This is a genomic window from Leifsonia sp. LS1 (assembly GCF_020521355.1).
Classification (GTDB): domain Bacteria; phylum Actinomycetota; class Actinomycetes; order Actinomycetales; family Microbacteriaceae; genus Leifsonia.
Map to the genome: position 1 here is coordinate 479378 of NZ_BPER01000002.1, position 22082 is coordinate 501459.

A 22082-nucleotide genomic window follows, 5' to 3' on the forward strand; every position below is an offset into this window, starting at 1 on the left:
CATACTGGGGATATGTCGCTCCCCATCGAGGATTACGCCCTGATCAGTGACTGCTTCACCGGAGCGCTCGTCGGCAAGGACGGCAGCATCGACTGGCTGTGCCTGCCCCGCTACGACTCCGCGTCGATGTTCGGGGCCCTGCTCGGCACCGAGGATCACGGCCGCTGGCTCGTCGCCCCCACAGACGCCATCGCCGAGAGCACGCGCCGCTACGACGGCGACACGATGATCCTGGTGACGCGCTGGCGCACGCCGGACGGCGAAGTGGAAGTCACCGACGCGATGCCCATGGGCGACCATCGCGCCGATGTGGTGCGGCGGGTGCGCGGTGTGCGCGGGACGGTGCGGATGCAGCAGGACCTCCGCATCCGCTTCGGCTACGCCTCGGCCGTGCCCTGGGTGCGTAAGGACACCTCCGAACGGCCGTCCGCCCTGGTGGCGGTGGCCGGCCCCGACGCGATCGTCGTCCGCGGGCCGATGCTGCACGCGGCCGATCACTCGCACCACGGCGAGTTCGACGTGAAGGCCGGCGAGACCGTCGACCTCAGCCTGACCTGGTTCCCCTCCCACCGGCCGACCCCCGAGGCCCTCGACGTCGAGCACGCGCTCCGGGAGACGCGCGGCTGGTGGACCGGCTGGGCAGCAGGCTGCTCCCACGACGGCCCGTACCGCGACGAGGTCGTGCGATCGCTCCTGCTGCTGCGGGCGCTGACCCACCTCGAGACCGGCGGGATCGTGGCGGCGGCGACCACCTCCCTGCCCGAGGCGTTCGGCGGCGAGCGGAATTGGGACTACCGGTACGTGTGGCTGCGGGACGCCTCCCTCACCATCGCGGTGCTGCTGGCGCACGGGTACGATGACTATGTCGACCATTGGCGCGACTGGCTGCTGCGGGCGATCGCCGGCGACCCGGCCGACCTGCAGATCATGTACGGCCTCTCCGGTGAGCGCGACCTCGCGGAGCGGGAGCTGTCGTCGCTGCCCGGCTATCAGGGCGCGCACCCCGTTCGGGTCGGCAACGGCGCCTCCACGCAGTTCCAGGGCGACGTGATCGGCGAGGTCATGATCGCTCTCCGGCGCGGCCGCGAGGACGGGAGCGAAGAGACGAAGTTCTCCTGGGCGCTGCAGCGTGCGCTCCTGGGGTACCTGGAACAGCACTGGCGGGATGCCGACCACGGAATCTGGGAGATCCGGGGCGAGCCGCAGGCCTTCACCCATTCCCGCGCAATGGTGTGGGCCGCGTTCGACTCCGCCATCCAGGCCGTCGAGCGCGACGGTCTGGACGGCCCCGTCGTGCGCTGGCGTGCGCTGCGCAACGAAGTGCGCGCCGACATCGAAGCCAACGGGTTCGACGCCGTGCGCGGCACGTACGTGCAGCACTACGGCTCCTCCGAGGTCGACGCCTCGCTGCTCCAACTGGCGCAGGTCGGCTACTGCGATTGGGAGGACCCGCGGATGCTCGGCACCGTGCGGGCGATCGAGGAGGATCTGCTGCGTCACGGGCTGGTGCTGCGCTATCGCACGGAGAAGGGGGTCGACGGTCTCCCTCCCGGGGAGCACCCGTTCCTCGCCTGCTCGTTCTGGCTGGTGGAGCAGTACGCACGCTCGCACCGCCTGGACGACGCGACGCGACTCATGGACCGCCTGGTGGCGCTCGCCAACGACGTCGGCATGATCTCCGAGGAGTACGACGTCGACGGGCGGTCGCAGGCCGGCAACACCCCTCAGGCGCTCACGCACCTCACTCTGGTGCGCGCGGCGGACGCGATCGCGGCGGCCGGCCGGTGACGGACACCCGACCGGCGGAACGCACCGAGGGCGCTCTCGGGGTCGAGGAGCGCCTGGAGCTCGGGTCGCCGTGGGTGACCCTCGTCTGGAACGACCCCGTGAACCTCATGTCCTACGTGACGCACGTGTTCCAGACCTATTTCGGGTATCCCCGCCAGGAGGCCGAACGGCTCATGATGCTGGTACACACCGAGGGCCGCGCCGTCGTCGCGACCGGGACGCGCGAGGAGATGGAGCGGCACGTGGAGGCGATGCACGACTACGGTCTCTGGGCCACGCTGACGAAGGCGGACGCATGAGGCTGTTCCACCCGGCGGGCACAGGAAGCGTCACCGCCCGCTTCGAACCGGAGGAGGCCGAACTCCTCCTGCGTCTCGCCGCGGACGCCGCCGAGCTCGCCTCCGAGGCCGCCGCGGTCGACGACGACCTGCGCGCCGACCCTGCCCTCATCCGCCTGATGCCCGACGCCTACCCGGGCGACGCGGAGGCCTCCGCCGAGTTCCGCCGGTTCACCGCGGACGGGATCGCCGAGCGCAAGGCCCTCAACGCGCGCATCGTCGTCGAATGCCTCGCCCGCTCCGACGCCTCCCGGGTGGATGTCACTCTGGACGAGGCGCAGGCGACGGCCTGGCTGCGCTGCCTCACCGACATCCGGCTCGTGCTCGCGGCACGCCTCGGCATCGTGCAGGACGGCGACGAGGGCGACGTGCACGACGAGGAGTCGCAGATCCGCCGGACGGTCTTCGACTGGCTCGCCGTCGTGCAGGAGTCCCTCGTGCTCTCACTCGGCCGCGGCTAGGGCCGAGCGCCACGGCGGGCGTGTCCCGGCTCAGACCGGGAACCGCACCGCGGCTGCGACCGCGCCTCCACCCGGCACGTCCTCGGAGCGGACGGCGTAGACCCTCGCCTTGGAGGCCAGCGACCGGCGGATGATCTCGTCGACGACTCCGTAGTATCCGGGCGCGTCGTCGGGCGCGAAGCTGATCGCGCCGCTCTCGTCGTCGACGGTTCCCGGCACGCGACGGTCGATGTCGAAGACGAGCGCCTCGACCGCGCCGAACGTCGCCGCACGTGCGATGTCGCTGAGGTCGACGAGCGCCGTGCCCGCAGCGATCCGCGCCTCGAAATCGTCCTTGATCTCCTCGGTCCTGCGGGCGTAGACGGCGTCGAGCACGCCCCGGGCGGCGACGGAGAGCTCCTCGTCGGTCTTGTCCTCGGGATTGCCGCCGATGGTCTCCTCGACGAGATGGGGATAGGCGCTCGCGCCCCGGAAGATGCCGCTCAGCGGCTCCGCCGCGGCCAGGATGAGCGGCTCCGTGCTGTTCGCGAGCAGCGGGCGCAGCGCCCGGTCGATCGCCTGCACGTATTCCAGCATCCGCACCTTCTGGCCTTCGGAGCCCTGGATGCGGCCGTCGGGCGAGCGTCCGCTGATCGAGGCCAGGCCCGCGGCCGATGCCACGTCCTGCGGCATCCCCTCGACCTCCACCACGGTGGGAGGAGCCTCCGCGGCGATCCGGATCAACCGCACCGAGTTCTGCGCGAGTGCGAGGATGAGGGCGGACTGGGGGAAGGTGACTGCGCGCAGCAGCGGTTTGACGTAGAAGCGGTCGGCGACTTCGCACGCGCCGTTCAGTCGGTTCGGGAGGCGGAAGGTCTCGGCCACCTCGCCGTCGAGGAAGACCGCGAGTGAGCGGGACTGGTAGCGCCAGAAGTCGCGGTCCTCCAGGATCAGCTCCCCCTCGGCCTGCACGGCCCCGATGCGGGCCTTGGCCACGCCGAGGGACTCGAGCGCGCGGACCGCCTGGCTGAGATGGTTCTTGAGCTCGATGCGTGCCCGGTCCGCTTCCGGCGGGGTGGTGCCCGTGGGCAGATAGATGCTCACGCAGCCCGGTTCGCGATGTGCGGCGATCCGCTCGATGTCGGCCTTGGTGGGAATGTCCTTGTACTCCACGCGTCCTCCTCGGTCGTCGGCGGCCGCGGTCCTCCGCGACCGTTCCGTTCAGTCTCGTCCGCCGCCTCCGGTGCCACAAGACGCAAATGCGCTGTGCCGCCGCGCGTCTGCGCGGCGCGTGTTGCACTTGTCGCCCATCAGCGCGGCCAATACGCTCAGCTGGAACCTGAAGGAGGGCGCGATGCGCTTCACCCGTCCGCCGGCGACCCCGGCCTCCCGTGCGATCGAGGAGCGCCGCTCGGAGCCGCTCGTGAACCGCAGCCCGCTGCTGTTCGGCTATCTGATCACGCTGGGCGCGGTGGGTGCGGTGCTCACCGGCCTCATGCTGTACGGGCTGCGCTCGATCATCTTCTCGGTGTTCCTCGCGGCGTTCGCGACCGTCGGCCTGGACCCGTTGATCCGCTGGTTCCAGCGCCGCGGCATGAAGCGCGGCTGGGCGATCGTCACCGTCAGCCTCCTGCTCATCGGCGTGATCGTCGCGATCATCTGGGTGGTGCTCCCCCTGGTGATCGAGCAGATCCAGTCGCTCGCGGTCTCGATCCCCAAGCAGATCGCCGCGCTGAAGGCGCAAGGGTGGTTCGACCCCGCCAATGAGACCAGCAACGGCACCCTCGCCGCCGCCCTCAACTGGATCGCGAAGGAGGTGCAGGATCCACAGCTCTGGGCGAGCGTCGGCTCGGGGCTGGTCGGGTTCGGCCTCTCGATCGTCAACGGCCTCACGACCGGCTTCTTCATCGCCATTTTGACGCTCTACTTCATCGCCTCCTACGACGCGACCAAGGCCTCCCTGTACCGGCTCGTCTCGAAGTCGCACCGCGACAGCTTCACCAAGTACACCGAGCGCATCCTGCAGAACTTCGGCAAGTACCTGAGCGGGATGGTCGTCCTCGCATTCTTCAACGCCGTCTACAGCACGATCCTCCTCGTCGTCACGGGCGTCCCCGGAGCATTCCTCATCGGTCTCGCCGCGTTCTTCATCACGCTCATCCCGCTCATCGGAACGGTCCTGACCACGGCGGTGATGACCGTCCTCGCACTCATCCACTCCCCTGTGAGCGCGGTCGTCGTCCTCATCTTCATGCTGATCTACATGCAGGTGGAGGCGTACATCCTGACCCCCAAGGTCATGGGCAAGGCGGTCCAGGTCCCCGGCTCCGTCGTCCTCATCTCCGCCCTCGCCGGCTCCACCCTCTTCGGCCTCCCCGGCGCCCTGGTCGCCATCCCCATCTCCGCCGGCATCATCCTGATCATCAAAGAGGTCGTCATGCCCCGCAAGGAGCTCCGCTGACCGCCGACACACCCGAGGATCACTCGATTGGCGGAGCGGCCGAAACCGATGCTAGTGTTGAGCCTCGGTTCGGGACACCGAATCGAATGCGCCTCTAGCTCAATCGGCAGAGCAATTGACTCTTAATCAATGGGTTCAGGGTTCAAGTCCCTGGGGGCGCACCAGCGTGTAGGGCCCGGGTCGGAACATTCCGACCCGGGCCCTCTGTCTACCTACTACCTACTCTGTGTGTGAGTGTCGTCGGAAGGATGGATGTGCTCAGCACTGCGTCCAGCGTGATGGTCGCCTTCCTCGTCTTCGGAGTCGTCGGGCTGGCCGGAGCGCGGCTCACGCAGGCCCTCTGGCGCCGCGTTCCCGCCCTCGGCTTCGTCGCCGGCGTCATTGTGCTGTGCGTGACAGGGTGGGCGCAGTTCATCGTGACCTGGCTGGCGCCACCGATCGGCCCGTGGTTCTCGATCGCAGTCGTGTCCGGTGCGGTCGTCGCAGTCGTGCTGACACGGGCGTGGAGGCTTCTCCGCGGCGCGTGGTGGCTCCTGGCCCTGTGCGCAGCTGTGCTCTTCTGCTATCTCGGCCTGCTGCTCCTCTGGCGGACATCCGGGATGAACCTGTTCGACATCGCCGCATGGCGGTGGCACTTCTCGGCGGACAAGCCGTACCCGGTCGACAACTACATACCGACGCTCGCCGCGGACATCACCGGGGCCGGCACCTCGCCGCAGGGATTCATCGGCGCGTGGAACGTGGGCGACCGCCCCACGCTCGAAAGCGGACTGATCCTGCTCGGCCGTCCACTGCTCGGCGGGCTGGGCCTCGTCGGAGTGCCGGCCTCGTTCGCCCTGTCGTTCGTCGTCCAGATCGTGTGGATCCCGGCGCTGTTCTCCGCTCTCCGAGTCCTCGGCGTGCGCGGAAGCGCAGCGCGGCTGGCCATCGTGTTCGCGGCGTCGACCGGAACGATGCTGATCAACACGACGTACACTTGGCCGAAACTCCTCTCGGCCGCGCTCGTCGTGTGCGCGGCCGCCCTCCTCATCGCAACGATCCGCAGGCTGATCAGCGGGCCTTCCGGCCTGATCTCCGCCGCGCTGGCTTTCGCGTTGGCGATGGTCGCGCACGGCGCCGCGGCCTTCGCGCTCCCGATGATCGCGGTCCTCGGTGTGACCGCTCTCGTCCGTGCTCGGGGACGGCGGATTCTCACACTCGTCCTCACGGCTGCCACGGCAGCGGTCTGCTATCTCCCGTGGAGCCTCTACCAGCGATTCACCTCCCCGCCGGGCGATCGGCTGCTGAAGTGGCATCTCGCGGGGATCAAGGCCCCCGACGGCAACAGCTTCCTCGCAGACGTCATCCATCAGTACTCGTCGACGCCGGTGGAACAGCTGATCCGCGCACGACTGGAGAACCTGGGGCGAGTGTTCAATCCCCACCTCCTGACCGGCCTCCCCCTCGACCCGGATTCGCTCTCTGCACGGCGGCACTTCGAGTACTACGACACGACCGGCGCTCTCGGCCTGTCAGTGCTCATCCTCGGGGCGATGGCTGTGACCATCGCGGTCCGTGTCCTGCTGCGCCGACGCACGATGGCGCCGACGAGGCGGCTGGCGATCATCGTGCTGCTGTGCGTGCTGTGCATGCTCTTCTGGTCTCTCGCGATGTTCCTGTCCGACAATGCCGTCGTCCACCAGGGATCGCACGTGTGGATTCTGCTCCTGATCGGTGCGGCCGGCGCCTGGGTCGCGAGCATCGCCCGCTGGCTGGGGGTCGTGGCGATCCTCGTTCAGCTGATTCTGACGCTCGCCGCCTACGTCCCGTATTTCGGACATACGGATCTGAGCCCCGGCGGCCTGGCACTGGCGGCGAGCGGAGTCGTGGTCGTCGTCGGAAGCCTCGTCTGGGCCTCCGTCGGCGAAAGGCGTCCCGCCTCCCGGGCGAGCTCACCCCGGGTAGGCTCGTCCTCGTGACCCGCCACATCGACGACCTCGCCCTCGCCCTGCGCCTCGCCGACATCGCAGACCGCATCTCGTCCGAGCATTTCCGGGCGCAGGATCTGCGTATCGACACCAAGCCGGACCGGTCGTTCGTGACCGAGGCCGACCTGGCCGTCGAGCGGGCACTGCGGGAGGCGATCGCCGCCGAGCGGCCGGACGACGGCATCCTGGGCGAGGAGTACGGCACGGAGGGCGACGCCGCCCGCCAGTGGATCCTCGACCCGATCGACGGGACCGCCAACTACCTGCGGGGCGTGCCGGTGTGGGGAACCCTGATCGCGCTCGCGGTCGACGGCGTGCCCGTCGTGGGCGTCGTGAGCTCCCCCGCGCTCGGACGCCGCTGGTGGGCCTCCGTCGGCGAGGGCGCCTGGACCTCCGACACGGCCGGCTCCGCGGGTGCGGCCTCCGAGCCGCGCCGCCTGCGGGTCTCGGGTGTCGCCGAACTGGAGCACGCGTCGCTCAGCTTCCAGAGCATCGCCCAGTGGGACGACGCCGGGTATCTCGACAAGCTCATCGCGCTGTCCCGCGCGGTGTGGCGCGATCGGGCCTACGGCGACATGTGGTCGTACATGCTCCTCGCCGAGGGCGTGCTGGACGCGGTCGCCGAGTTCGACGTGAAGACCTACGACCTGGCGGCGCTGATCCCGATCGTGGAGGAGGCGGGCGGCCGGTTCACCTCCGTCGACGGCACGCCCGGACCGGGCAACGGGTCGTCCCTGGCGAGCAACGGCCACCTCCACCCGGCCCTGCTGGAGGCGCTCGCCTGACGCGGGCGTGGCCCGGTGACGCGCAGGAGGGCCACCCCTAGGCTTGGGGGCGTGAGCGCATCGACACTCGAACCCCTCGTCCACATCCAGGGATTCCGGATGGACTTCGGCCGCACGACGGTCATCCGCGACCTCTCTTTCGACATCAACCGCGGGGAGACGTTCGGCTTCCTCGGCAGCAACGGGTCCGGCAAGACGACGACCATCCGCGCATTGCTCGGCATCTACCAGCCGACCGCGGGCGTGCTGCACATCGACGGCAAGCCGTTCTCTCCGGAGACCGGTGAGCGCCTGGGGTACCTGCCGGAGGAGCGCGGGCTCTACAAGAAGGAGTCCGTCATCGACGTGATGGTCTACTTCGGCCGTCTCAAGGGTCTCGGCGCCGAACAGGCCCGTCACTGGTCGCGGGAGTACCTGGAGCGTGTCGGACTCGGCGACAAGGAGAAGACGCGCCTCGACAAGCTCTCCGGCGGCCAGCAGCAGAAGGTGCAACTGGGCGTCACGATCATGAACGACCCCGAGCTGCTCATCCTCGACGAGCCGACGAAGGGCTTCGACCCGGTCAATCGGCGGCTGCTGATGGACATCATCGCCGATCAGAAGCGCGGCGGCTCCACGGTCATGATGGTGACCCACCAGATGGAGGAGGTCGAGCGGCTCTGCGACCGGGTCATCCTGCTGAAGGACGGCGTCTCCCGCGCGTACGGCACCGTGCCGGAGGTGCAGGAGCAGTTCGGCGGCACGATCATCCACGTCGACCACGACGGCGTCGTGCCCGCCTCCCCTGCCTACCGGATCGCCTCCGACGCGGCCGGCCACGCTGAGCTGGAGGTGGCGAACGACGCCGACGACGCCGCCATCCTGCGAGGCCTGCTCGACGCCGGCCTCGCCATGACCCGCTTCGCCCCCACCCGCAAGTCGCTCGACGACATCTTCGTCGAGGTCTACGGCGCCGAAAGCCGCCAGGAGGACTGACATGGCCCGCCACAACCTCTCCACCGTCATCTCGTTCGAGTTCAAGCGCACTGTGTCGAAGCGGTCCTTCTGGGTCGTCACCCTCATCCTCCCGCTGCTGGTCTTCGGCCTCGGCGCGCTGATCATCTCGGCCAACGTCTCGACGTCGAACTCGGCGGACGCGCAGAAGAACGCGCGTTTCGACTTCCTCTACAGCGACGCCTCCGGACTCGTGAACCCGACGATCGCGCGCGAGTACGGGGGAAAGCTGATCCAGAGCGACGCGGAGGGCGTCGAGGAGGTGCAGATCGGCGGAACGGCGGCGTACTTCGACTACCCGGCCGACCCGAAGACCGACGCCATCAAGGTCTGGGGCGCCGACGTCGGAGTGTTCCAGAACGGCAAGTACTCCTCGGTCGCGCAGGCGCTGCTGTCGGCGAGCGTGGAGCAACGGCTCGACTCCCCGATCGACGTGGCCATCCTCCGCGGCGAGGTCTCCACCTCGACGACGACCTTCAAGGACGGGGCGGTCGCCCCCGGTTTCGAGGCGATCATCCCGGCGCTCATCTTCCTGGCCGCGTTCTTCATCGTGATCGTGTTCCTCGGCAACCAGATGCTGAACTCCACGCTGGAGGAGAAGGAGAACCGCGTCACCGAGATGATCCTGACGACGATCAACCCGACCAACCTGCTGATCGGCAAGGTGATCTCCCTCTTCGCCGTCGGCATCATCCAGATCGCGGTGTTCGCGCTGCCTGTCCTCGTCGGGTACCTGTTCTTCCGCGATCAGCTCGACATCCCGAACCTGGATCTCAGCGGGCTCGTCTTCGATCCGCAGAAGATGATCGTCGGCTCGCTGATCCTCATCGGCGGCTTCGCCCTGTTCACCGGAACCCTCGTGGCCGTGGGCGCCGTGATGCCGACCGCGAAGGATGCAGCCCCCGTGTTCTCCGTCGTGATCTTCGCCGTCGTCATCCCCCTCTACGCGTCGAGCTTCGCGGTCAGCGCGCCCGAGTCGCCGATCGTGCAGATCCTGGCGTTCTTCCCCTACACCGCGCCCATCACCGCGCTCATCCTGAACGCCTTCGGCTCCCTGCCGCTGTGGCAGGCGATCGTGATCATCGTGGAGCTCTTCGTGCTCGCGGCGATCGTGCTGCGCCTCGCCGTCCGGCTGTTCCGCTACGGCTCGATCCAGTACTCGAGCCGCGTCAAGATCCGCGACGTGCTGAGCGCCCGCCGCGACACGGACCGGGTCGCCCGCTGATGCGCGCCGTGACCATCGCCGAGCCGGGCGGTCCGGAGGTCCTCCGGCTCCGCGAGGTCGCGGACCCGCAGCCCGCCGCCGGCGAGGTGCTCATCCGGGTCGCCGCCGCCGGACTCAACGGCGCGGACCTCAGCCAGCGCCGGGGCTTCTATCCGCCTCCCGCGGGGGCGCCCGAATGGCCCGGACTGGAGGTGTCCGGCACGGTCGTCCGCGTCGGAGGCGGCGTCGAGCGCTGGGGCGTCGGCGACCGTGTGTGCGCCCTGCTCCCCGGCGGCGGCTACGCCGAACAGGTGGCGGTGGATGCGGGCCTCGTGCTCCCCGTGCCCGACGGGATCGACCTGGTCGAGGCCGCCGGCCTGCCGGAGGCGGTCGCGACCGTGTGGTCGAACGTGTTCCGGATCGCCCGGCTCGCGGACGGTGAGACCCTCCTCGTCCACGGGGGATCGAGCGGGGTCGGCAGCACCGCCATCCAGCTCGGGCGCGCGTTCGGCGCCCGCGTGATCGCCACCGCGGGCAGCGACGTCAAGACGGCGTTCTGCCGCGACCTCGGCGCGGAGGCGGCGGTCGACTATCGCTCCCAGGACTTCGTGGAGGCCGTGCTCGCCGTCACCGACGGGCGTGGAGCCGATGTCGTGCTCGACATCGTCGGCGGCTCGTACATCGCCCGCGACCTCGACGCGCTCGCGACGGGCGGCCGCATCATGTCCATCGCGACGCGCGAGAGCGCCCCGGCCTCCCTCGACATGGGACTGCTCATGCGCAAGCGCGCCCTCGTGCACGGGACGACCCTCCGGGCGCGTCCACTCGCCGAGCGCCGCGAGATCGTCGCGGACGTGGAACGACGGGTGTGGCCCCTGCTGACGGACGGGCGGCTGCGCCCCGTCATCGACTCGGTGTTCCCTCTGGCCGATGCGAGCCAGGCGCACCGGCGGATGGAGTCGTCGGCCCACCTCGGCAAGATCCTGCTGCGCGCCGGATGAGCGCGTCCACCGAGACCGCCGTGCCGACGCCCACCGTGTAGGCGACGAGGTCGAGAGCCTCGAACGTGGTCCCCAGCGCCAGCGACGCGCCCGGGACGGATCGCGACAGCACGGCGGGGATGCCGGTCAGCTGCAGCAGCTCGACGCCCCAGCAGAGTGCGAGCGCGGCACCACCGGTCAGCAGCACGGAGGCGCGCGGGGCCACCAGCGCCGCGAGCAGGAACACCAGCACCGCATAGAGGGCGTCTCCGACGAAGCCGCCCGGTTCCCCCGAGGTCGCGATGTGCACGGCGAGGCCGGCCGCGATGACGAGGACGGCCAGGATGAGCAGGACGAGGCGGCGCATCCCCCGACGCTAACGCCCGCGCCGCGCCCGGGCATCCACCGCCCGGATGATCCCGTCCGCCGCAGGTGGGAGGATCGGTGCATGACCGATGCCGTGCCCGCCCCCTCCCCCTCCGCTCCGTCCGATTCCGCCCTGATGGCTCTGCCCAAGGCGGAGCTGCACCTCCACATCGAGGGCACGCTGGAGCCGGACCTCGTGTTCGAGCTGGCGGGCCGCAACGGCGTGCCCCTCCCCTACGCGTCGGTGGAGGAGCTCGCCGCACAGTACGACTTCGCGGACCTGCAGTCGTTCCTCGACCTCTACTACGCCACGATGGACGTCCTCCGCACGAAAGACGACTTCGCCGAGCTGACCCGCCGCTACCTGGCCCGCGCGGCCGAGCAGGGCGTCCGCCATGTCGAGCTGTTCTTCGACCCGCAGGCGCACGTGGCACGCGGGGTCCGTCTCGACGACGTCGTCGACGGCATCGGCGCCGCTCTGGACGAGGCGGAGCGCGACCTCGGGATCACGAGCGGCATCATCCTCTGCTTCCTCCGCGACGAGAGCGTGGAGTCGGCGGAGCAGATCTTGAGCGCCGGCCTCACCCGAACCGACCGCATCATCGGCGTCGGGCTCGACTCCGCCGAGGTCGGCTACCCGCCCGCGCTGTTCGAGGCCGTGTACCGGCGCGCCCGCGAGGCCGGTCTGCGCGTGGTCGCGCACGCGGGCGAGGAGGGTCCGGCCGGCTATGTCCGCGACGCGCTCGACCTGCTCGGCGCTGAGCGGATCGACCACGGCATCCGCTCGGTCGAGGACGACGCGCTCGTGCAGCGGCTGGCCGCCGAACGCATCGCCCTCACGGTCTGCCCGCTGTCGAACCTGCGCCTGCGCGCCGTTCCCGTGCTGGCCGACCACCCACTGCACGTGCTCGACGACGCCGGGGTCGCGGTCACGATCAACTCCGACGACCCCGCGTACTTCGGCGGCTACGTCGGCGACAACTTCATCGCCGTGCGAGACGCCCTCGGCCTCACCGCGGAGCAGGCCGCGCGGTACGCGCGCAACTCGATCGAGGCGTCCTTCGCGAGCGACGGGCGCAAGGCGGAGCTGTTGCAGGAGGTGGAGGCATGGCGAGGATGAGCGCAGACACGACGGGGACCCTCACGACCGCGGACGGGCGCCGCGTCCGCTGGTTCGACACCGGAGGCGCAGCCGGCGCTCCGGTTCTCGTCTGGCATCACGGCACGCCGCAGACCGGCGCCGTCATCGCACCCGTCGCGGCCGCGGCGTCCGCACGCGGGCTCCGTGTCGTCTCGTGCGCCCGTCCCGGCTATCCCGGGTCGGACCCGCTGCCCGGGCGGACCGTTGCGGACGCGGCCGCCGACGTCGTCGCCGTGCTCGACGAGCTCGACGTGCAGGAGGTCATCACCGCCGGCGCGTCCGGCGGCGGCCCGCACGCGCTCGCGCTCGCCGCCGTCGCCCCCGACCGCGTGCGCGCGGCGGTGGTGCTGGCGGGCATCGCGCCGTACTCGGCGTCGCCGGACTGGTTCACGGGGATGGCCGACCCGTCGGGCCTGGGAGCGGCGCTGGGCGGTCGCGACGCGCGTCTGACGCACGCTGAGACCGCCGAGTTCGACCCGGACTCCTTCACCTCGCGGGACTACGAGGCTCTCAACGGCGACTGGGGACCCCTCGGCGCGGACGCGGGCGCCGGGTCGGCCGACGGCCCGGACGGCGAGGTCGACGACGACGTCGCCTACGTCACGCCGTGGGGCGTCGACCTCGCCGCCGTGCGCTGCCCGGCGCTGCTCGTCCAAGGCGGCGCCGACCGCGTCGTCCCACCCGGCCATGCGGCCCTCCAGCTTGCGCGACTGCACCGCGGGGAGCTCTGGCTGCGCCCGCGCGAGGGCCATGTCTCCGTGCTCACGGGGCTCGGCATCGCCCTCGACTGGGCGCTCAGCCGTTAGGACGCTCGACGTGGCCCCGCCCGCTCAGCTCAGTGCCGGCAGCAGCTTCTGGAAGAGGTGCGCCGGCGCATCGTGGTCGTCGCCTGTGCCGTTCAGCACGATCGCGACGCTGTCCCCCGTCGCAGGGTCGTACATCGCGAGCGCCTGGTAACCGAGCCCGTTGCCCGTGTGCCCGATCCAGCCGTCGATCTCGCCCATCCCCATGCCGTACGCGTCGTAGAACGGACTGTTCGGGTCGTCGGTCGTCGGCGAGAGCGACGCCTCGGAGGTGCGCTGCTCCGCCGTCTTCTCGGCGAGCAGTTCGCCCGTGCCCAGGATGCGCGCCCAGCGGCCGAGGTCGCGGATCGTGCCGGCGAAGCCTCCCGCTGCCGAGAGCGAGTTGGCCGGGATCGCGGGGATGAGCTCCGGATCCTGTCCCTCCCCCGCGGCCTGGTAGGGCTCGGCCAGCGGCGACGGGATGGGGTCGGAGTCCGGGTACGTCGCGGTGCTCAGCCCGCGCGGTGTGAGGATCGCCTCCTGCACGACCTCGTACCAGGGCTTCCCCGTGACCTTCTGCAGCACCTCGCCGAGCAGGATGGTGTTGGTGTTGGAATACTCGTACCGCTCGTCGGGGGCGAAGTCGTTCGGCTCCGAGAAGGCCGCCTGCAGGATCTCGGCGTCGGTCCAATCGCGCGTCAGGTCGATCCGCAGGGCGTCCTGGAAGGCCGGCGTCGCCGAGTAGTTCGGCAGGCCGGAGCGCATGCGGGCCAGGTCGCGCAGGGTGATGCGATCGCCCTCCGGCACGCCGTCGACGTACTTCGACACGGGGTCGTCGAGCGAGAGGCGGCCCTCGTCCACGAGCTGGAGGATCGCCGTGACCGTGTAGGACTTGGTGATGCTGCGGTAGGCGAAGCGGTCGTCGACGCTCACCTTCCTGCCCGATGCGACGTCGGCGAGACCGGCGACCCCGGTCCACGTCGTGTCCCCGTGGGTGACCGTGATCGCCCCGCCGGGGATGCCCGTCGTGCGCAGGGCGTCGTCGAGCGCAGACTGCGCCGCCTGCTGCCACGCGTCGGCCGGGGTCGCCGTGCCCTCCTGCCGGGCCGCGCATCCGGCGGCGAGCAGGACGACGAGCGAGGCGGCGAGAGCGCCGGCGAGGCGGTTCTTCATGCTGCCATGGTGTCGCGCCCGTCGTCCGTACCGCAAGGACCGGCGGAGAAGAGCGTGGCCCAGCGGGATCCTGCTGCTAGAGTCCGTGCGAATCTGCGGGGCGGGCGACGAGGGTGACCAATGACCGCACGGTCCGGAACCGCCCGTGCGGCGCGCGCCTCCGCCGTCCTGGCCCTCGCGGTCGCCGTCACCTTCGCGGTCGCCGTCACCGGCGCGGCCGCAGCCGACGCCGCGCCGCCGACACGTCCCGCCGCCGCTCCCACGCCCCCGGCGGGGGCGATCCCCCTCGGCGCCCTCGCCGACGGCGACGGAAACGTCGTCCCGACCGTGCGGATCAGCATCAACGGCGGCGACCCCCTCACGACGATGCTCGACACCGGGACAGCGCAGTTGGTGACGTTCCCGTGGGCGAAGGACAAGATCCCGGACGTCGAGCACGGCGCCGTGATCATGGGGGCGGGCTTCGCCGCCCTCGCCGAGCAGCCGCTCCCTCCCCCGCACGAGTCCGGGCAGACGGCGCTCTGGAACCTCGGCTCCCTCGCCACCGGCGCGGCGTCGGGCTCGGGGCAACCGCGGGCGATCTCGTGCCGCGTCCGGACGGTCGGCACGAGTTCGCCGCCACCGGCCGCGGCCGCCCCTGTCGCCATCGTCGGCGCAGGCTTCGCCGCGAGCGGTCTCCTCGTCGTGGTCGGCGCCGCGCTGAGACGCCGCCGCGCGTCCTGAAGGCGGGCCTCGCCGAGGCGACGGGTCAGATCATCCGGAATCGTCGGCTCGTCCGACGGAGTGTGTGGTGCGGGTCGCTCGTCCGCTCTGCCATGATGGCTGTCACTGCTCGCGGACGAGCGGGAGGCTCCTCGTCCGCTCGCCCTGTTCGTAAGGAGAGACCGTGACGAGTACATCAGCCCCCGCCACATCGAAGTCCGGCTCCCTCCGACGGAACCTCGGACTCTGGGCGATCGTCGGGCTGGGTCTCGGTTACATGACGCCGACGGTCGTCTTCGACACCTTCGGGATGGTGGCGCGCGACACGGACAACGTCGTCCCCTCCGCTTACCTGGTGGCACTCGTCGTGATGATGTTCACGGCGATCAGCTACGGCAGAATGGCGGGCGCGATCCCGAGCGCGGGGTCGGCCTACACCTACGTGCGCGAGTCGGTCCACCCGAACGTCGGCTTCATGGTCGGCTGGACCTCCCTCATCGACTACGTGCTGCTGCCGATGGTGAACTGCCTGATCATCCGGAGCTATCTGGAGGCGATCTTCCCGGACGTGCCGGGCTGGATCTGGGTCGTGATCTACTGCGCGGTCGTCACGTCGGTCATCTACCTGACCATGCGCGGCACGTCGAACATGAACATGCTCCTCCTGGTCTTCTCGATCGTCGTCATGGCGGTCTTCGTGATCATGGTCATCGCCCAGCTCGTCCAGGGGCAGGGCGCCGGCACGGTCGCGTCGGTGCAGCCTTTCTTCCACGACGGCGTGACCCTCGGGGCCGTCCTCATGGGCGCGACCATCGTCTGCTTCTCCTTCATCGGCTTCGACGCCGTCACGATGTACGCCGAGGAGGCGAAGCACCCGCGGATCATGCCGAAGGCGATCCTGTTCACGGTGCTCATCGGCGGCGCGATCTTCCTCGTGGCGGCGTACTTCACCCAGCTGCGCTTCCCGTCATCGTCGGCGTTCCCCACCGACGCCATCGAGGACAGCACTCTCCCGCAGATCGGTCTGCAGGTCGGCGGACCCGTACTCCAGGCGGTCCTGACGGCGGCCGGTTTCGCCGCCACGCTCGCCTCCGGTCTCGCCTCGCACGCCTCCGTCTCGCGCATGCTGCTCGTCATGGGCCGCAACAACGTGCTCCCCCAGCGCCTCTTCGGGTACATCAGCCCCAAGACCCACACCCCGACGTTCAACATCGTCCTCGTCGGGGTCATCAGCCTGCTTGCCGCGGCCTTCACCCTCGAGCTGATCGCGGCGTTCATCAACTTCGGGGCCCTCATCGCCTTCACCTTCGTGAACGTCTCGGTAATCGCCTGGTTCGCCATCCGCAAGGGGCGCCGCAAGAAGGCGAAGGACATCGTCACGTTCATCGTCCTCCCCGGCATCGGCATGCTCCTGACCGGCATCCTCTGGGTCAACCTGCACACCGACGCCCTCATCGGCGGCCTGGTCTGGGCCGTGATCGGCTTCGTCTACCTGCTCGCCCTCACCCGCGGCTTCCACCGCAAGGTCGCCGCTTTCGACGAGGCCCAGCCGGTCACCGGGTTCAACAAGGCGATCACGAGGGACGACGAGTAGGCGTCCGTCCGCCCCAACCCACGACGAAGGGCCGCCCGGATCTCTCGGGGCGGCCCTTCGTCGTGTCGTGACTCGAACAACGCGTGACAGCGACCTGGTGGTGGAGATGGGGGGAATCGAACCCCCGTCCACTGCTGTGGTCATGTGCCTTCTACGGGTGTAGCCAGTGAAGGCGTTTTCTCGGCCCCGGATCTTGCCACTGGCACCTGATCCGACGGGCCCAGCATCAGTTGAAGTCCCTCTGCGCCCTGATACGCAACGCAGAAGCAAGTTCTCTAGCTGACGCCAGGATCCGGGTAGAGAACAGTTCCCGGTCTGACGGTCTCTTTAAATGGCGGAGGAGGACTTACGCCGCGAGGGCGAAGTCGGCCTTGGCCGAGACAGTGCTCTTGGAATTGGCACTTATGGTTTTGCATGCGTCGTTTACGAGATAAGCATGCATCCTCGACCCGCTTCTCACAGTCACGCAGACAATGTCGAAACCGATCATCCCCGTGCGCAGCCATCAGGCTGGGTCGCTGTCACGCGCTGTTGAGTTGTATAGATACCGCTCTCGCCTCTCAGCGAGCTTCTCATCATACAACAGCGCAGCCACCCGTTCTATGCCACGATCACCCTATGTCGGAGACGATCATCACGGTCCTGGGCGAGCACGAGCAGAAGCGGACGGCGGAGCACGGGAGCGTACGCGTCCGGGTGATGTACGACGGCTCCTCGCGCCACGAGACGCTCGCACTGGCAACGCAGCGTCACGCGGAGCTGGTGGCCGGCCTGCGCGAGTTGGAGGAGGCGGCGGGCGGTCCGCTGCTGCGCTGGTCGTCGGATCAGGTGCGGGTGTGGGGCGACCGGCCATGGAGTCAGAGCGGCGAGCAGCTGCCGATCGTGCACCACGCCGAACTCGGGCTGCGAGCGGAGTTCGCCGAGGCCACCGCCGTCTCGGACTGGGTGAGCGCGGTGACGCTGCGCGAGGGGGTCTCCGTCGACGGCGTCGAGTGGATGCTCTCCGACGAGACCAGGGAGGCCCTCGTCGACGAGGTGTCCCGCCTCGCTGTCGAGGACGCCGTCGCGACGGCCCGGCGGTATGCGTCGGCGCTCGGCCTCACCGAGCTGCGGCCCGTCGCGCTCAGCGACCCCGGACTGCTCGGCGACGCGGGCGCTCCGCCCCGGTCGCCTACCCCGCTGGGGGCGCGCACGATGTCCGCCGACACGGCGGGCGGGGCGCTCGCACTGGCGCCGGAGGACATCCATGTCGCGGTGCAGGTGCACGCGCGGTTCGCGGCTTCCTGAGCGGCCGGGGACACGCTGACGCGCGTCAGAGTCCGCCAGAACCGGGAGTCGGCCCCGGAGTCGATCCCGGGCGCGGGATGTCGGCGAGCTTGAGGATGCGAGCAGCTGTGACCGTGTCGCCGCTGCGGTCGGTGCCGACCACGATGACCTCGTCGCCCGGGGCGAAGTCCGAGGCCGACATCGACTGCTTCGGCAGGCCGTAAGCCGTCGACGACGTGATCTTCACCGTGATCGTCGTGCCCGCGGCCGTCGTGACGCTCCACTCCGATCCGGAGGCGGACTCCAGCGTGCCGCGGACGAGCTCGCGCTGCGTGCCACCGGCGCCCGGGCCGCCCTGGCCGGGGCCTTCCCGTCCAGGTCCCCCGTCCTGACGGCCGTCACCCGGCCCGCGCGGCCCCTCCTGCGGGGAGCGGTCACGGGCCGAGACCGAGTGGGACACCACCGTGACGGCGACGACGGTGCCCGCACCGACGACACCGAGCAGGACGACGACGCCGAGGACCAGCGTGGAGATGGCGAACGCGAGGCCGTGGCGCTTGTAGAACGGCTCAGCGGGCGCAACGGCAGGAGTCTCCGCCTGCGGGCGCGGAGGCTCCGGATGCTGTGGCGGAAGCGGCTCCGTCGGCTGATTCTCGTCCATGTTCCCAGGAAAGCACGCGCTGCCCGCGACCGACCTGCGAGCGACTGATGACTCCCCTGTGAATCGACGCCCTGTCTGAGAGCGGCAGCGATCAGGCCGGCCGCACGAGCACCGAGCGGAGTTTCACCAGCTCCACCTCGTCGAGGCCCGCGTCCAGCAGGTAGGCGCGTGCGCCCCCGAAGTCGCGGTCGAGCAGGTCGAGCGCCGCCGCCATCGCCTCCGGCGGGCTGCCTCCCATGATGACGCGGAGGTCGGGCGTCACCTCCACTCCATGGCGGCGCACCAGCTCCAGCATGCCGTCGAGCCACTCACCCGCCAGGTTCGCCTGCGTCGCCGCGTAGTCGTCGAGCACGGTCTCGCGATCGACGCCGACGGCCAGCAGGGCGAGGGCCACGACGATGCCCGTGCGATCCTTGCCGGCGGTGCAGTGCACGACGACCGGCGCATCGGCCGTGTCCGCGATCTCGCGCAGAGCGCGCACGACGACGTCCCGGTGCTGGAGCAGGATCTTCTCGTAGAGGTCGACGAGCGTCGCCCCGATGGTGGCCTGCGACGCGCCGGACCCCTCGAACACCGGGAGCCGCAGCACGTCGACGTCGAGGCCGTCGAGGTCGTCGGGGAGCACATCCACCTCGAACTGGTCCCGCAGGTCGATGACGACCCGCACGCCGAGGTCACGGAGGCTCTGCTTGCCGGGGTCGCCGAGGCGGCCGAGCGCATCGGCGCGGAACAGCTTGCCGCTGCGAGTGGTCCCGCCGTCGACCGCGTACCCGCCCACATCGCGGAAGTTGTACGTGCCGGGGACGGGGATGCGCTGGGCGGTGCTGGTCATGGCCTCAGTCTGCCAGGTGCGACCGACCGCGCCGCGAACCGCCTGTTCAGGCGCGGCTACTCGCCGAGGTGGCGGCGGCTCGACATCGCCCGCTGCGCCTCACGGTTGTCCTGCCGCTCACGCAGCGCCTGCCGCTTGTCGTAGTCCTTCTTGCCCTTGGCCACGGCGATCTCGACCTTGGCGCGGCCGTCGTTGAAATAGATCTGGAGCGGCACGATCGTGTACCCGCCCTGCTTGACCTTGTTCTCGATCTTCAGGATCTGAGCCTTGTGCAGCAGGAGCTTGCGCTTGCGGCGCGGCGCGTGATTGTTCCACGTGCCGTCCGCGTACTCCGGGATGTGCACGGCATCGAGCCACGCCTCACCGCCGTCGACGAAGGCGTAGCCGTCGACCAGCGAGGCGCGCCCCATCCGCAGCGATTTGACCTCGGTGCCGGTCAGGACGAGGCCGGCCTCGAAGGTGTCCTCGAGGATGTAGTCGTGGCGGGCGCGACGGTTGGTCGCGACGACCTTCTGTCCCTGTTCCCTGGGCACGGCTGACTCCTGACGTTCGATGGTGGTGCTGCCCGGCGCATCGCCGGGCAGCAGACCAGTCTATCGTGCGTCAGACCTTCAGGTAGCGTTTGATCGCGAAGTTCGCGGAGGCCGCCGCCAGGAGCACGCCCACCAGCACGATCAGCGGGATGACCGGCCAGGCCTGCGCCATCGACACGAAGTTGATCGACTGGATGCTGTTCTGCAGCGGGCCGCGCACGAACAGCTGCACGATGACGACGAGGACACCGGCCGCCAGCAATGCGCCGATCAGCGCCGCCAGCACGCCCTCGATAATGAACGGCGTCTGGATGAACCTGTTCGAGGCGCCGACCAGGCGCATGATCCCGATCTCCCGCCGTCGCGAGAACGCCGACAGGCGGATCGTCGTAGCGATCAGCAGGACCGCGGCGACGAGCATCACCACCGCCACCACGAGCGCCGTGGCGCTGGCCGCGCCGAGGATGTTGAAGATCTGGTCCAGGTAGCTGCGCTGATCCACGACGCTCTGCACGCCGGTCGTGCCGGCGAGTGTCTCCGTGAGCACCGCGGACTGGTTCGGATCCTTGAGGTTGATCCAGAAGGTCTGCGGGATCATGTCCGGCGTGACGAAGTCCGCGATCTGGTTGCCCTTGAACTGCTGCTTGAACTCGTCGTACGCCTGCTGCTGGTTCTGGAAGTAGAACTTCTGGATGTACGGCGAGAGCTCGGGAGACTCCAGCTGCTTCTTGACGGCCTCGACGGACTGCTCGGTCGCCGGGCCCGCTTGGCAGTTGTCGGCCTCTGTGCACATGTAGACCGCCACCTGGGCGCGGTCGTACCAGTAGGTCTTCATCTGGCCGATCTGCATCTGCAGCAGGGCTGCCGTGCCGACGAAGGTCAGCGAGATGAACGTGACCAGGATGACGGAGATCACCATCGAGAGGTTGCGGCGCAGGCCGTTGCCGACCTCGGACCAGATCAGTCCGAATCTCATTTGGTCGGCCCCACATTCTGCTCGCCGTCACGGTCGGAGTTCTCGCGCAGGCCCCGGAGGTCGAGGTTCGCGGTGAAGTTGAGGTGGTCGGGCAGCGACTCCCCCGGCGCCACCGGGGCGGCGGCGGGCTGCTGCACCGGCTGCGGAGCGGCCGGTGGCGGTGCGACGGGCTGTTGCGCCGCCGGCGGGTACGCGACCGGCTGCGGAGCGGACGGCTGCGGCCCGGTCTGCTGCGGCACCGCGACCGGTCCGGTGGGGTTGCTCACGGGGGTGTGCGGGCGCGTCATCGGCTCGCTCGCGGGCGCGACGTACGGCGCCGGCGCCGCAGCGCCGACGGGAACGCCGACCGGGGCCGGCGCGGCAACGGTGACCTGGTCCCGCTGGACCGGGACGGCAGCCGTCACGCCGTAACCGCCGTGGCGCTCGTCGCGCACGATCTGGCCGCCGACAAGCTCGATCACGCGTCGCTTCATCTGGTCGACGATCGCGGCCTCGTGCGTCGCCATCAGCACCGTGGTGCCGCCGGCGTTGATCCGCTCGAGCACGGCCATGATGCCGGCACTGGTCGCAGGGTCCAGGTTTCCCGTCGGCTCGTCGGCGAGGAGGATCTGGGGCTTGTTGACGACGGCTCTCGCGATCGCCACGCGCTGCTGCTCGCCACCGGAGAGCTCGTGCGGCAACCGCTGGGCCTTGCCGTCGAGCCCGACCATCTTCAGCACGTCCGGAACCGCTTCCTGGATGAAGCCACGGGACTTCCCGATGACCTGCAGCGTGAAGGCGACGTTCTGGAAGACGTTCTTGTTGGGGAGCAGGCGGAAGTCCTGGAAGACGACTCCGAGGTTGCGGCGGAAGTACGGCACCTTGCGCGAGGAGATCGAGCCGAGGTCCTGCCCCAGCACGTGGATGCTGCCCTTGGTGGGCTTCTCCTCTTTCAGGATGAGGCGCAGGCAACTCGACTTGCCCGAGCCGGACGCGCCGACCAGGAAGACGAACTCACCGCGCAGCACCTCGAGGTTGATGCCGTTCAGCGCCGGGCGGGTCGTGCCCGAGTACTGCTTGGATACGTGTTCGAACCGGATCATGACCTCTAGAGACTATGC

At 69.7% G+C, this 22082-nt stretch carries 22 protein-coding genes, 1 tRNA gene and 1 other RNA gene; 15 read left to right on the forward strand and 9 right to left on the reverse strand.

Annotated elements, in window-relative coordinates; genetic code table 11:
* Window positions 1–12: 12 nt before the first annotated feature.
* Genes LLS1_RS05615 through LLS1_RS05625 form a run of 3 tightly spaced genes read left to right on the forward strand, consistent with a single transcriptional unit; the run spans window position 13 to window position 2587 of the window.
* Window positions 13–1788, forward strand: coding sequence for a glycoside hydrolase family 15 protein (locus tag LLS1_RS05615; RefSeq protein ID WP_226653943.1), 1776 nt, complete (start codon window positions 13–15; stop codon window positions 1786–1788).
* Window positions 1785–2087 carry an ATP-dependent Clp protease adapter ClpS gene (gene clpS / locus LLS1_RS05620; RefSeq protein WP_374758238.1) on the forward strand — a complete coding sequence of 101 codons (303 nt, stop codon included), beginning with the start codon at window positions 1785–1787 and terminating at the stop codon, window positions 2085–2087. The genes LLS1_RS05615 and clpS overlap by 4 nt, the downstream gene beginning before the upstream one ends.
* Window positions 2084–2587, forward strand: a complete 504-nt coding sequence (locus LLS1_RS05625; RefSeq protein WP_226653944.1) for a DUF2017 family protein — start codon at window positions 2084–2086, stop codon at window positions 2585–2587. The genes clpS and LLS1_RS05625 overlap by 4 nt, the downstream gene beginning before the upstream one ends.
* Before the next feature lie 30 nt (window positions 2588–2617).
* On the opposite strand, the gene LLS1_RS05630 is transcribed toward LLS1_RS05625, so the two are convergent.
* The gene (locus tag LLS1_RS05630; protein WP_226653945.1) at window positions 2618–3739 is read right to left on the reverse strand and encodes a hypothetical protein; all 1122 of its coding nucleotides are present in this window, start codon (window positions 3737–3739) and stop codon (window positions 2618–2620) included.
* 181 nt (window positions 3740–3920) lie between these two features.
* Between LLS1_RS05630 and LLS1_RS05635 the strand changes: the two genes are divergently transcribed.
* The 7 genes from LLS1_RS05635 (at window position 3921) to LLS1_RS05665 (ending at window position 10977) form a co-directional block, all read left to right on the forward strand.
* Entirely contained in the window at window positions 3921–5027 is a 1107-nt protein-coding gene (locus LLS1_RS05635) for an AI-2E family transporter (protein ID WP_226653946.1), read from the forward strand.
* 88 nt (window positions 5028–5115) lie between these two features.
* A tRNA-Lys gene (locus LLS1_RS05640) sits at window positions 5116–5191 on the forward strand.
* 90 nt (window positions 5192–5281) lie between these two features.
* Complete coding sequence (locus LLS1_RS05645) at window positions 5282–6985, forward strand: hypothetical protein (RefSeq protein ID WP_226653947.1); 1704 nt, start codon at window positions 5282–5284, stop codon at window positions 6983–6985.
* On the forward strand, window positions 6982–7779 hold the full coding sequence (locus LLS1_RS05650; protein ID WP_226653948.1) for an inositol monophosphatase family protein: 798 nt from the start codon (window positions 6982–6984) through the stop codon (window positions 7777–7779). The genes LLS1_RS05645 and LLS1_RS05650 overlap by 4 nt, the downstream gene beginning before the upstream one ends.
* Before the next feature lie 99 nt (window positions 7780–7878).
* Window positions 7879–8754 carry an ABC transporter ATP-binding protein gene (locus LLS1_RS05655; protein WP_226654045.1) on the forward strand — a complete coding sequence of 292 codons (876 nt, stop codon included), beginning with the start codon at window positions 7879–7881 and terminating at the stop codon, window positions 8752–8754.
* Between the two features lies 1 nt (window position 8755).
* Window positions 8756–9997, forward strand: coding sequence for an ABC transporter permease (locus tag LLS1_RS05660; protein WP_226653949.1), 1242 nt, complete (start codon window positions 8756–8758; stop codon window positions 9995–9997).
* The gene (locus LLS1_RS05665; RefSeq protein ID WP_226653950.1) at window positions 9997–10977 is read left to right on the forward strand and encodes an NAD(P)H-quinone oxidoreductase; all 981 of its coding nucleotides are present in this window, start codon (window positions 9997–9999) and stop codon (window positions 10975–10977) included. Before LLS1_RS05660 ends, LLS1_RS05665 begins: the two co-directional genes overlap by 1 nt.
* Here the strand turns inward: LLS1_RS05665 and LLS1_RS05670 are convergent.
* Window positions 10880–11323, reverse strand: coding sequence for a DUF2809 domain-containing protein (locus tag LLS1_RS05670; RefSeq protein WP_226653951.1), 444 nt, complete (start codon window positions 11321–11323; stop codon window positions 10880–10882). The genes LLS1_RS05665 and LLS1_RS05670 overlap by 98 nt on opposite strands.
* 81 nt (window positions 11324–11404) lie before the next feature.
* On the opposite strand from LLS1_RS05670, the gene LLS1_RS05675 reads away from it, so the two are divergent.
* Together LLS1_RS05675 and LLS1_RS05680 are read left to right on the forward strand one after the other, a co-directional pair.
* Window positions 11405–12442, forward strand: coding sequence for an adenosine deaminase (locus tag LLS1_RS05675; protein WP_226653952.1), 1038 nt, complete (start codon window positions 11405–11407; stop codon window positions 12440–12442).
* Window positions 12439–13269, forward strand: a complete 831-nt coding sequence (locus tag LLS1_RS05680) for an alpha/beta fold hydrolase (protein ID WP_226653953.1) — start codon at window positions 12439–12441, stop codon at window positions 13267–13269. Before LLS1_RS05675 ends, LLS1_RS05680 begins: the two co-directional genes overlap by 4 nt.
* Window positions 13270–13293: 24 nt before the next feature.
* Here the strand turns inward: LLS1_RS05680 and LLS1_RS05685 are convergent, their stop codons facing one another.
* The gene (locus tag LLS1_RS05685; protein ID WP_226653954.1) at window positions 13294–14418 is read right to left on the reverse strand and encodes a serine hydrolase; all 1125 of its coding nucleotides are present in this window, start codon (window positions 14416–14418) and stop codon (window positions 13294–13296) included.
* Between the two features lie 120 nt (window positions 14419–14538).
* Here LLS1_RS05685 and LLS1_RS05690 point away from each other — a divergent pair, with 120 nt between their 5' ends.
* Window positions 14539–15141, forward strand: coding sequence for a hypothetical protein (locus LLS1_RS05690; RefSeq protein ID WP_226653955.1), 603 nt, complete (start codon window positions 14539–14541; stop codon window positions 15139–15141).
* Between the two features lie 163 nt (window positions 15142–15304).
* Entirely contained in the window at window positions 15305–16714 is a 1410-nt protein-coding gene (locus LLS1_RS05695) for an APC family permease (RefSeq protein ID WP_226653956.1), read from the forward strand.
* A gap of 98 nt (window positions 16715–16812) precedes the next feature.
* Here the strand turns inward: LLS1_RS05695 and ssrA are convergent.
* Window positions 16813–17208: a transfer-messenger RNA gene (gene ssrA, locus LLS1_RS05700) on the reverse strand.
* Between the two features lie 124 nt (window positions 17209–17332).
* Here ssrA and LLS1_RS05705 point away from each other — a divergent pair.
* A complete protein-coding gene (locus tag LLS1_RS05705) occupies window positions 17333–18001 on the forward strand; it encodes an SIMPL domain-containing protein (RefSeq protein ID WP_226653957.1) in 669 nt (222 codons plus the stop codon).
* Window positions 18002–18026: 25 nt separating this feature from the next.
* Here the strand turns inward: LLS1_RS05705 and LLS1_RS05710 are convergent, their stop codons facing one another.
* From LLS1_RS05710 to ftsE, 5 genes are all read right to left on the reverse strand, one after another.
* Window positions 18027–18641 carry a hypothetical protein gene (locus LLS1_RS05710; RefSeq protein WP_226653958.1) on the reverse strand — a complete coding sequence of 205 codons (615 nt, stop codon included), beginning with the start codon at window positions 18639–18641 and terminating at the stop codon, window positions 18027–18029.
* A gap of 91 nt (window positions 18642–18732) precedes the next feature.
* The gene (locus LLS1_RS05715) at window positions 18733–19473 is read right to left on the reverse strand and encodes a tyrosine-protein phosphatase (protein ID WP_223360492.1); all 741 of its coding nucleotides are present in this window, start codon (window positions 19471–19473) and stop codon (window positions 18733–18735) included.
* A 56-nt stretch (window positions 19474–19529) separates the two neighbouring features.
* On the reverse strand, window positions 19530–20006 hold the full coding sequence (smpB, locus tag LLS1_RS05720; RefSeq protein ID WP_223360491.1) for an SsrA-binding protein SmpB: 477 nt from the start codon (window positions 20004–20006) through the stop codon (window positions 19530–19532).
* A gap of 70 nt (window positions 20007–20076) precedes the next feature.
* A complete protein-coding gene (gene ftsX, locus LLS1_RS05725) occupies window positions 20077–20982 on the reverse strand; it encodes a permease-like cell division protein FtsX (protein WP_226653959.1) in 906 nt (301 codons plus the stop codon).
* Complete coding sequence (gene ftsE, locus LLS1_RS05730; protein ID WP_223360489.1) at window positions 20979–22064, reverse strand: cell division ATP-binding protein FtsE; 1086 nt, start codon at window positions 22062–22064, stop codon at window positions 20979–20981. Before ftsE ends, ftsX begins: the two co-directional genes overlap by 4 nt.
* Window positions 22065–22082: the final 18 nt, after the last annotated feature.

What these genes read in the sequence shown, in the direction of transcription:
- LLS1_RS05615 (WP_226653943.1), top strand. Translation starts at nt 13, where the DNA reads ATGTCGCTCCCCATCGAGGATTACGCCCTGATCAGTGACTGCTTCACC.
- LLS1_RS05625 (WP_226653944.1), top strand. Translation starts at nt 2,084, where the DNA reads ATGAGGCTGTTCCACCCGGCGGGCACAGGAAGCGTCACCGCCCGCTTC.
- LLS1_RS05635 (WP_226653946.1), top strand. Translation starts at nt 3,921, where the DNA reads ATGCGCTTCACCCGTCCGCCGGCGACCCCGGCCTCCCGTGCGATCGAG.
- LLS1_RS05655 (WP_226654045.1), top strand. Translation starts at nt 7,879, where the DNA reads ATGGACTTCGGCCGCACGACGGTCATCCGCGACCTCTCTTTCGACATC.
- LLS1_RS05660 (WP_226653949.1), top strand. Translation starts at nt 8,756, where the DNA reads ATGGCCCGCCACAACCTCTCCACCGTCATCTCGTTCGAGTTCAAGCGC.
- LLS1_RS05665 (WP_226653950.1), top strand. Translation starts at nt 9,997, where the DNA reads ATGCGCGCCGTGACCATCGCCGAGCCGGGCGGTCCGGAGGTCCTCCGG.
- LLS1_RS05670 (WP_226653951.1), bottom strand. Translation starts at nt 11,323, where the DNA reads ATGCGCCGCCTCGTCCTGCTCATCCTGGCCGTCCTCGTCATCGCGGCC.
- LLS1_RS05675 (WP_226653952.1), top strand. Translation starts at nt 11,405, where the DNA reads ATGACCGATGCCGTGCCCGCCCCCTCCCCCTCCGCTCCGTCCGATTCC.
- LLS1_RS05680 (WP_226653953.1), top strand. Translation starts at nt 12,439, where the DNA reads ATGAGCGCAGACACGACGGGGACCCTCACGACCGCGGACGGGCGCCGC.
- LLS1_RS05685 (WP_226653954.1), bottom strand. Translation starts at nt 14,418, where the DNA reads ATGAAGAACCGCCTCGCCGGCGCTCTCGCCGCCTCGCTCGTCGTCCTG.
- LLS1_RS05690 (WP_226653955.1), top strand. Translation starts at nt 14,539, where the DNA reads ATGACCGCACGGTCCGGAACCGCCCGTGCGGCGCGCGCCTCCGCCGTC.
- LLS1_RS05705 (WP_226653957.1), top strand. Translation starts at nt 17,333, where the DNA reads ATGTCGGAGACGATCATCACGGTCCTGGGCGAGCACGAGCAGAAGCGG.
- LLS1_RS05710 (WP_226653958.1), bottom strand. Translation starts at nt 18,641, where the DNA reads ATGGACGAGAATCAGCCGACGGAGCCGCTTCCGCCACAGCATCCGGAG.
- LLS1_RS05715 (WP_223360492.1), bottom strand. Translation starts at nt 19,473, where the DNA reads ATGACCAGCACCGCCCAGCGCATCCCCGTCCCCGGCACGTACAACTTC.
- ftsX (WP_226653959.1), bottom strand. Translation starts at nt 20,982, where the DNA reads ATGAGATTCGGACTGATCTGGTCCGAGGTCGGCAACGGCCTGCGCCGC.
- ftsE (WP_223360489.1), bottom strand. Translation starts at nt 22,064, where the DNA reads ATGATCCGGTTCGAACACGTATCCAAGCAGTACTCGGGCACGACCCGC.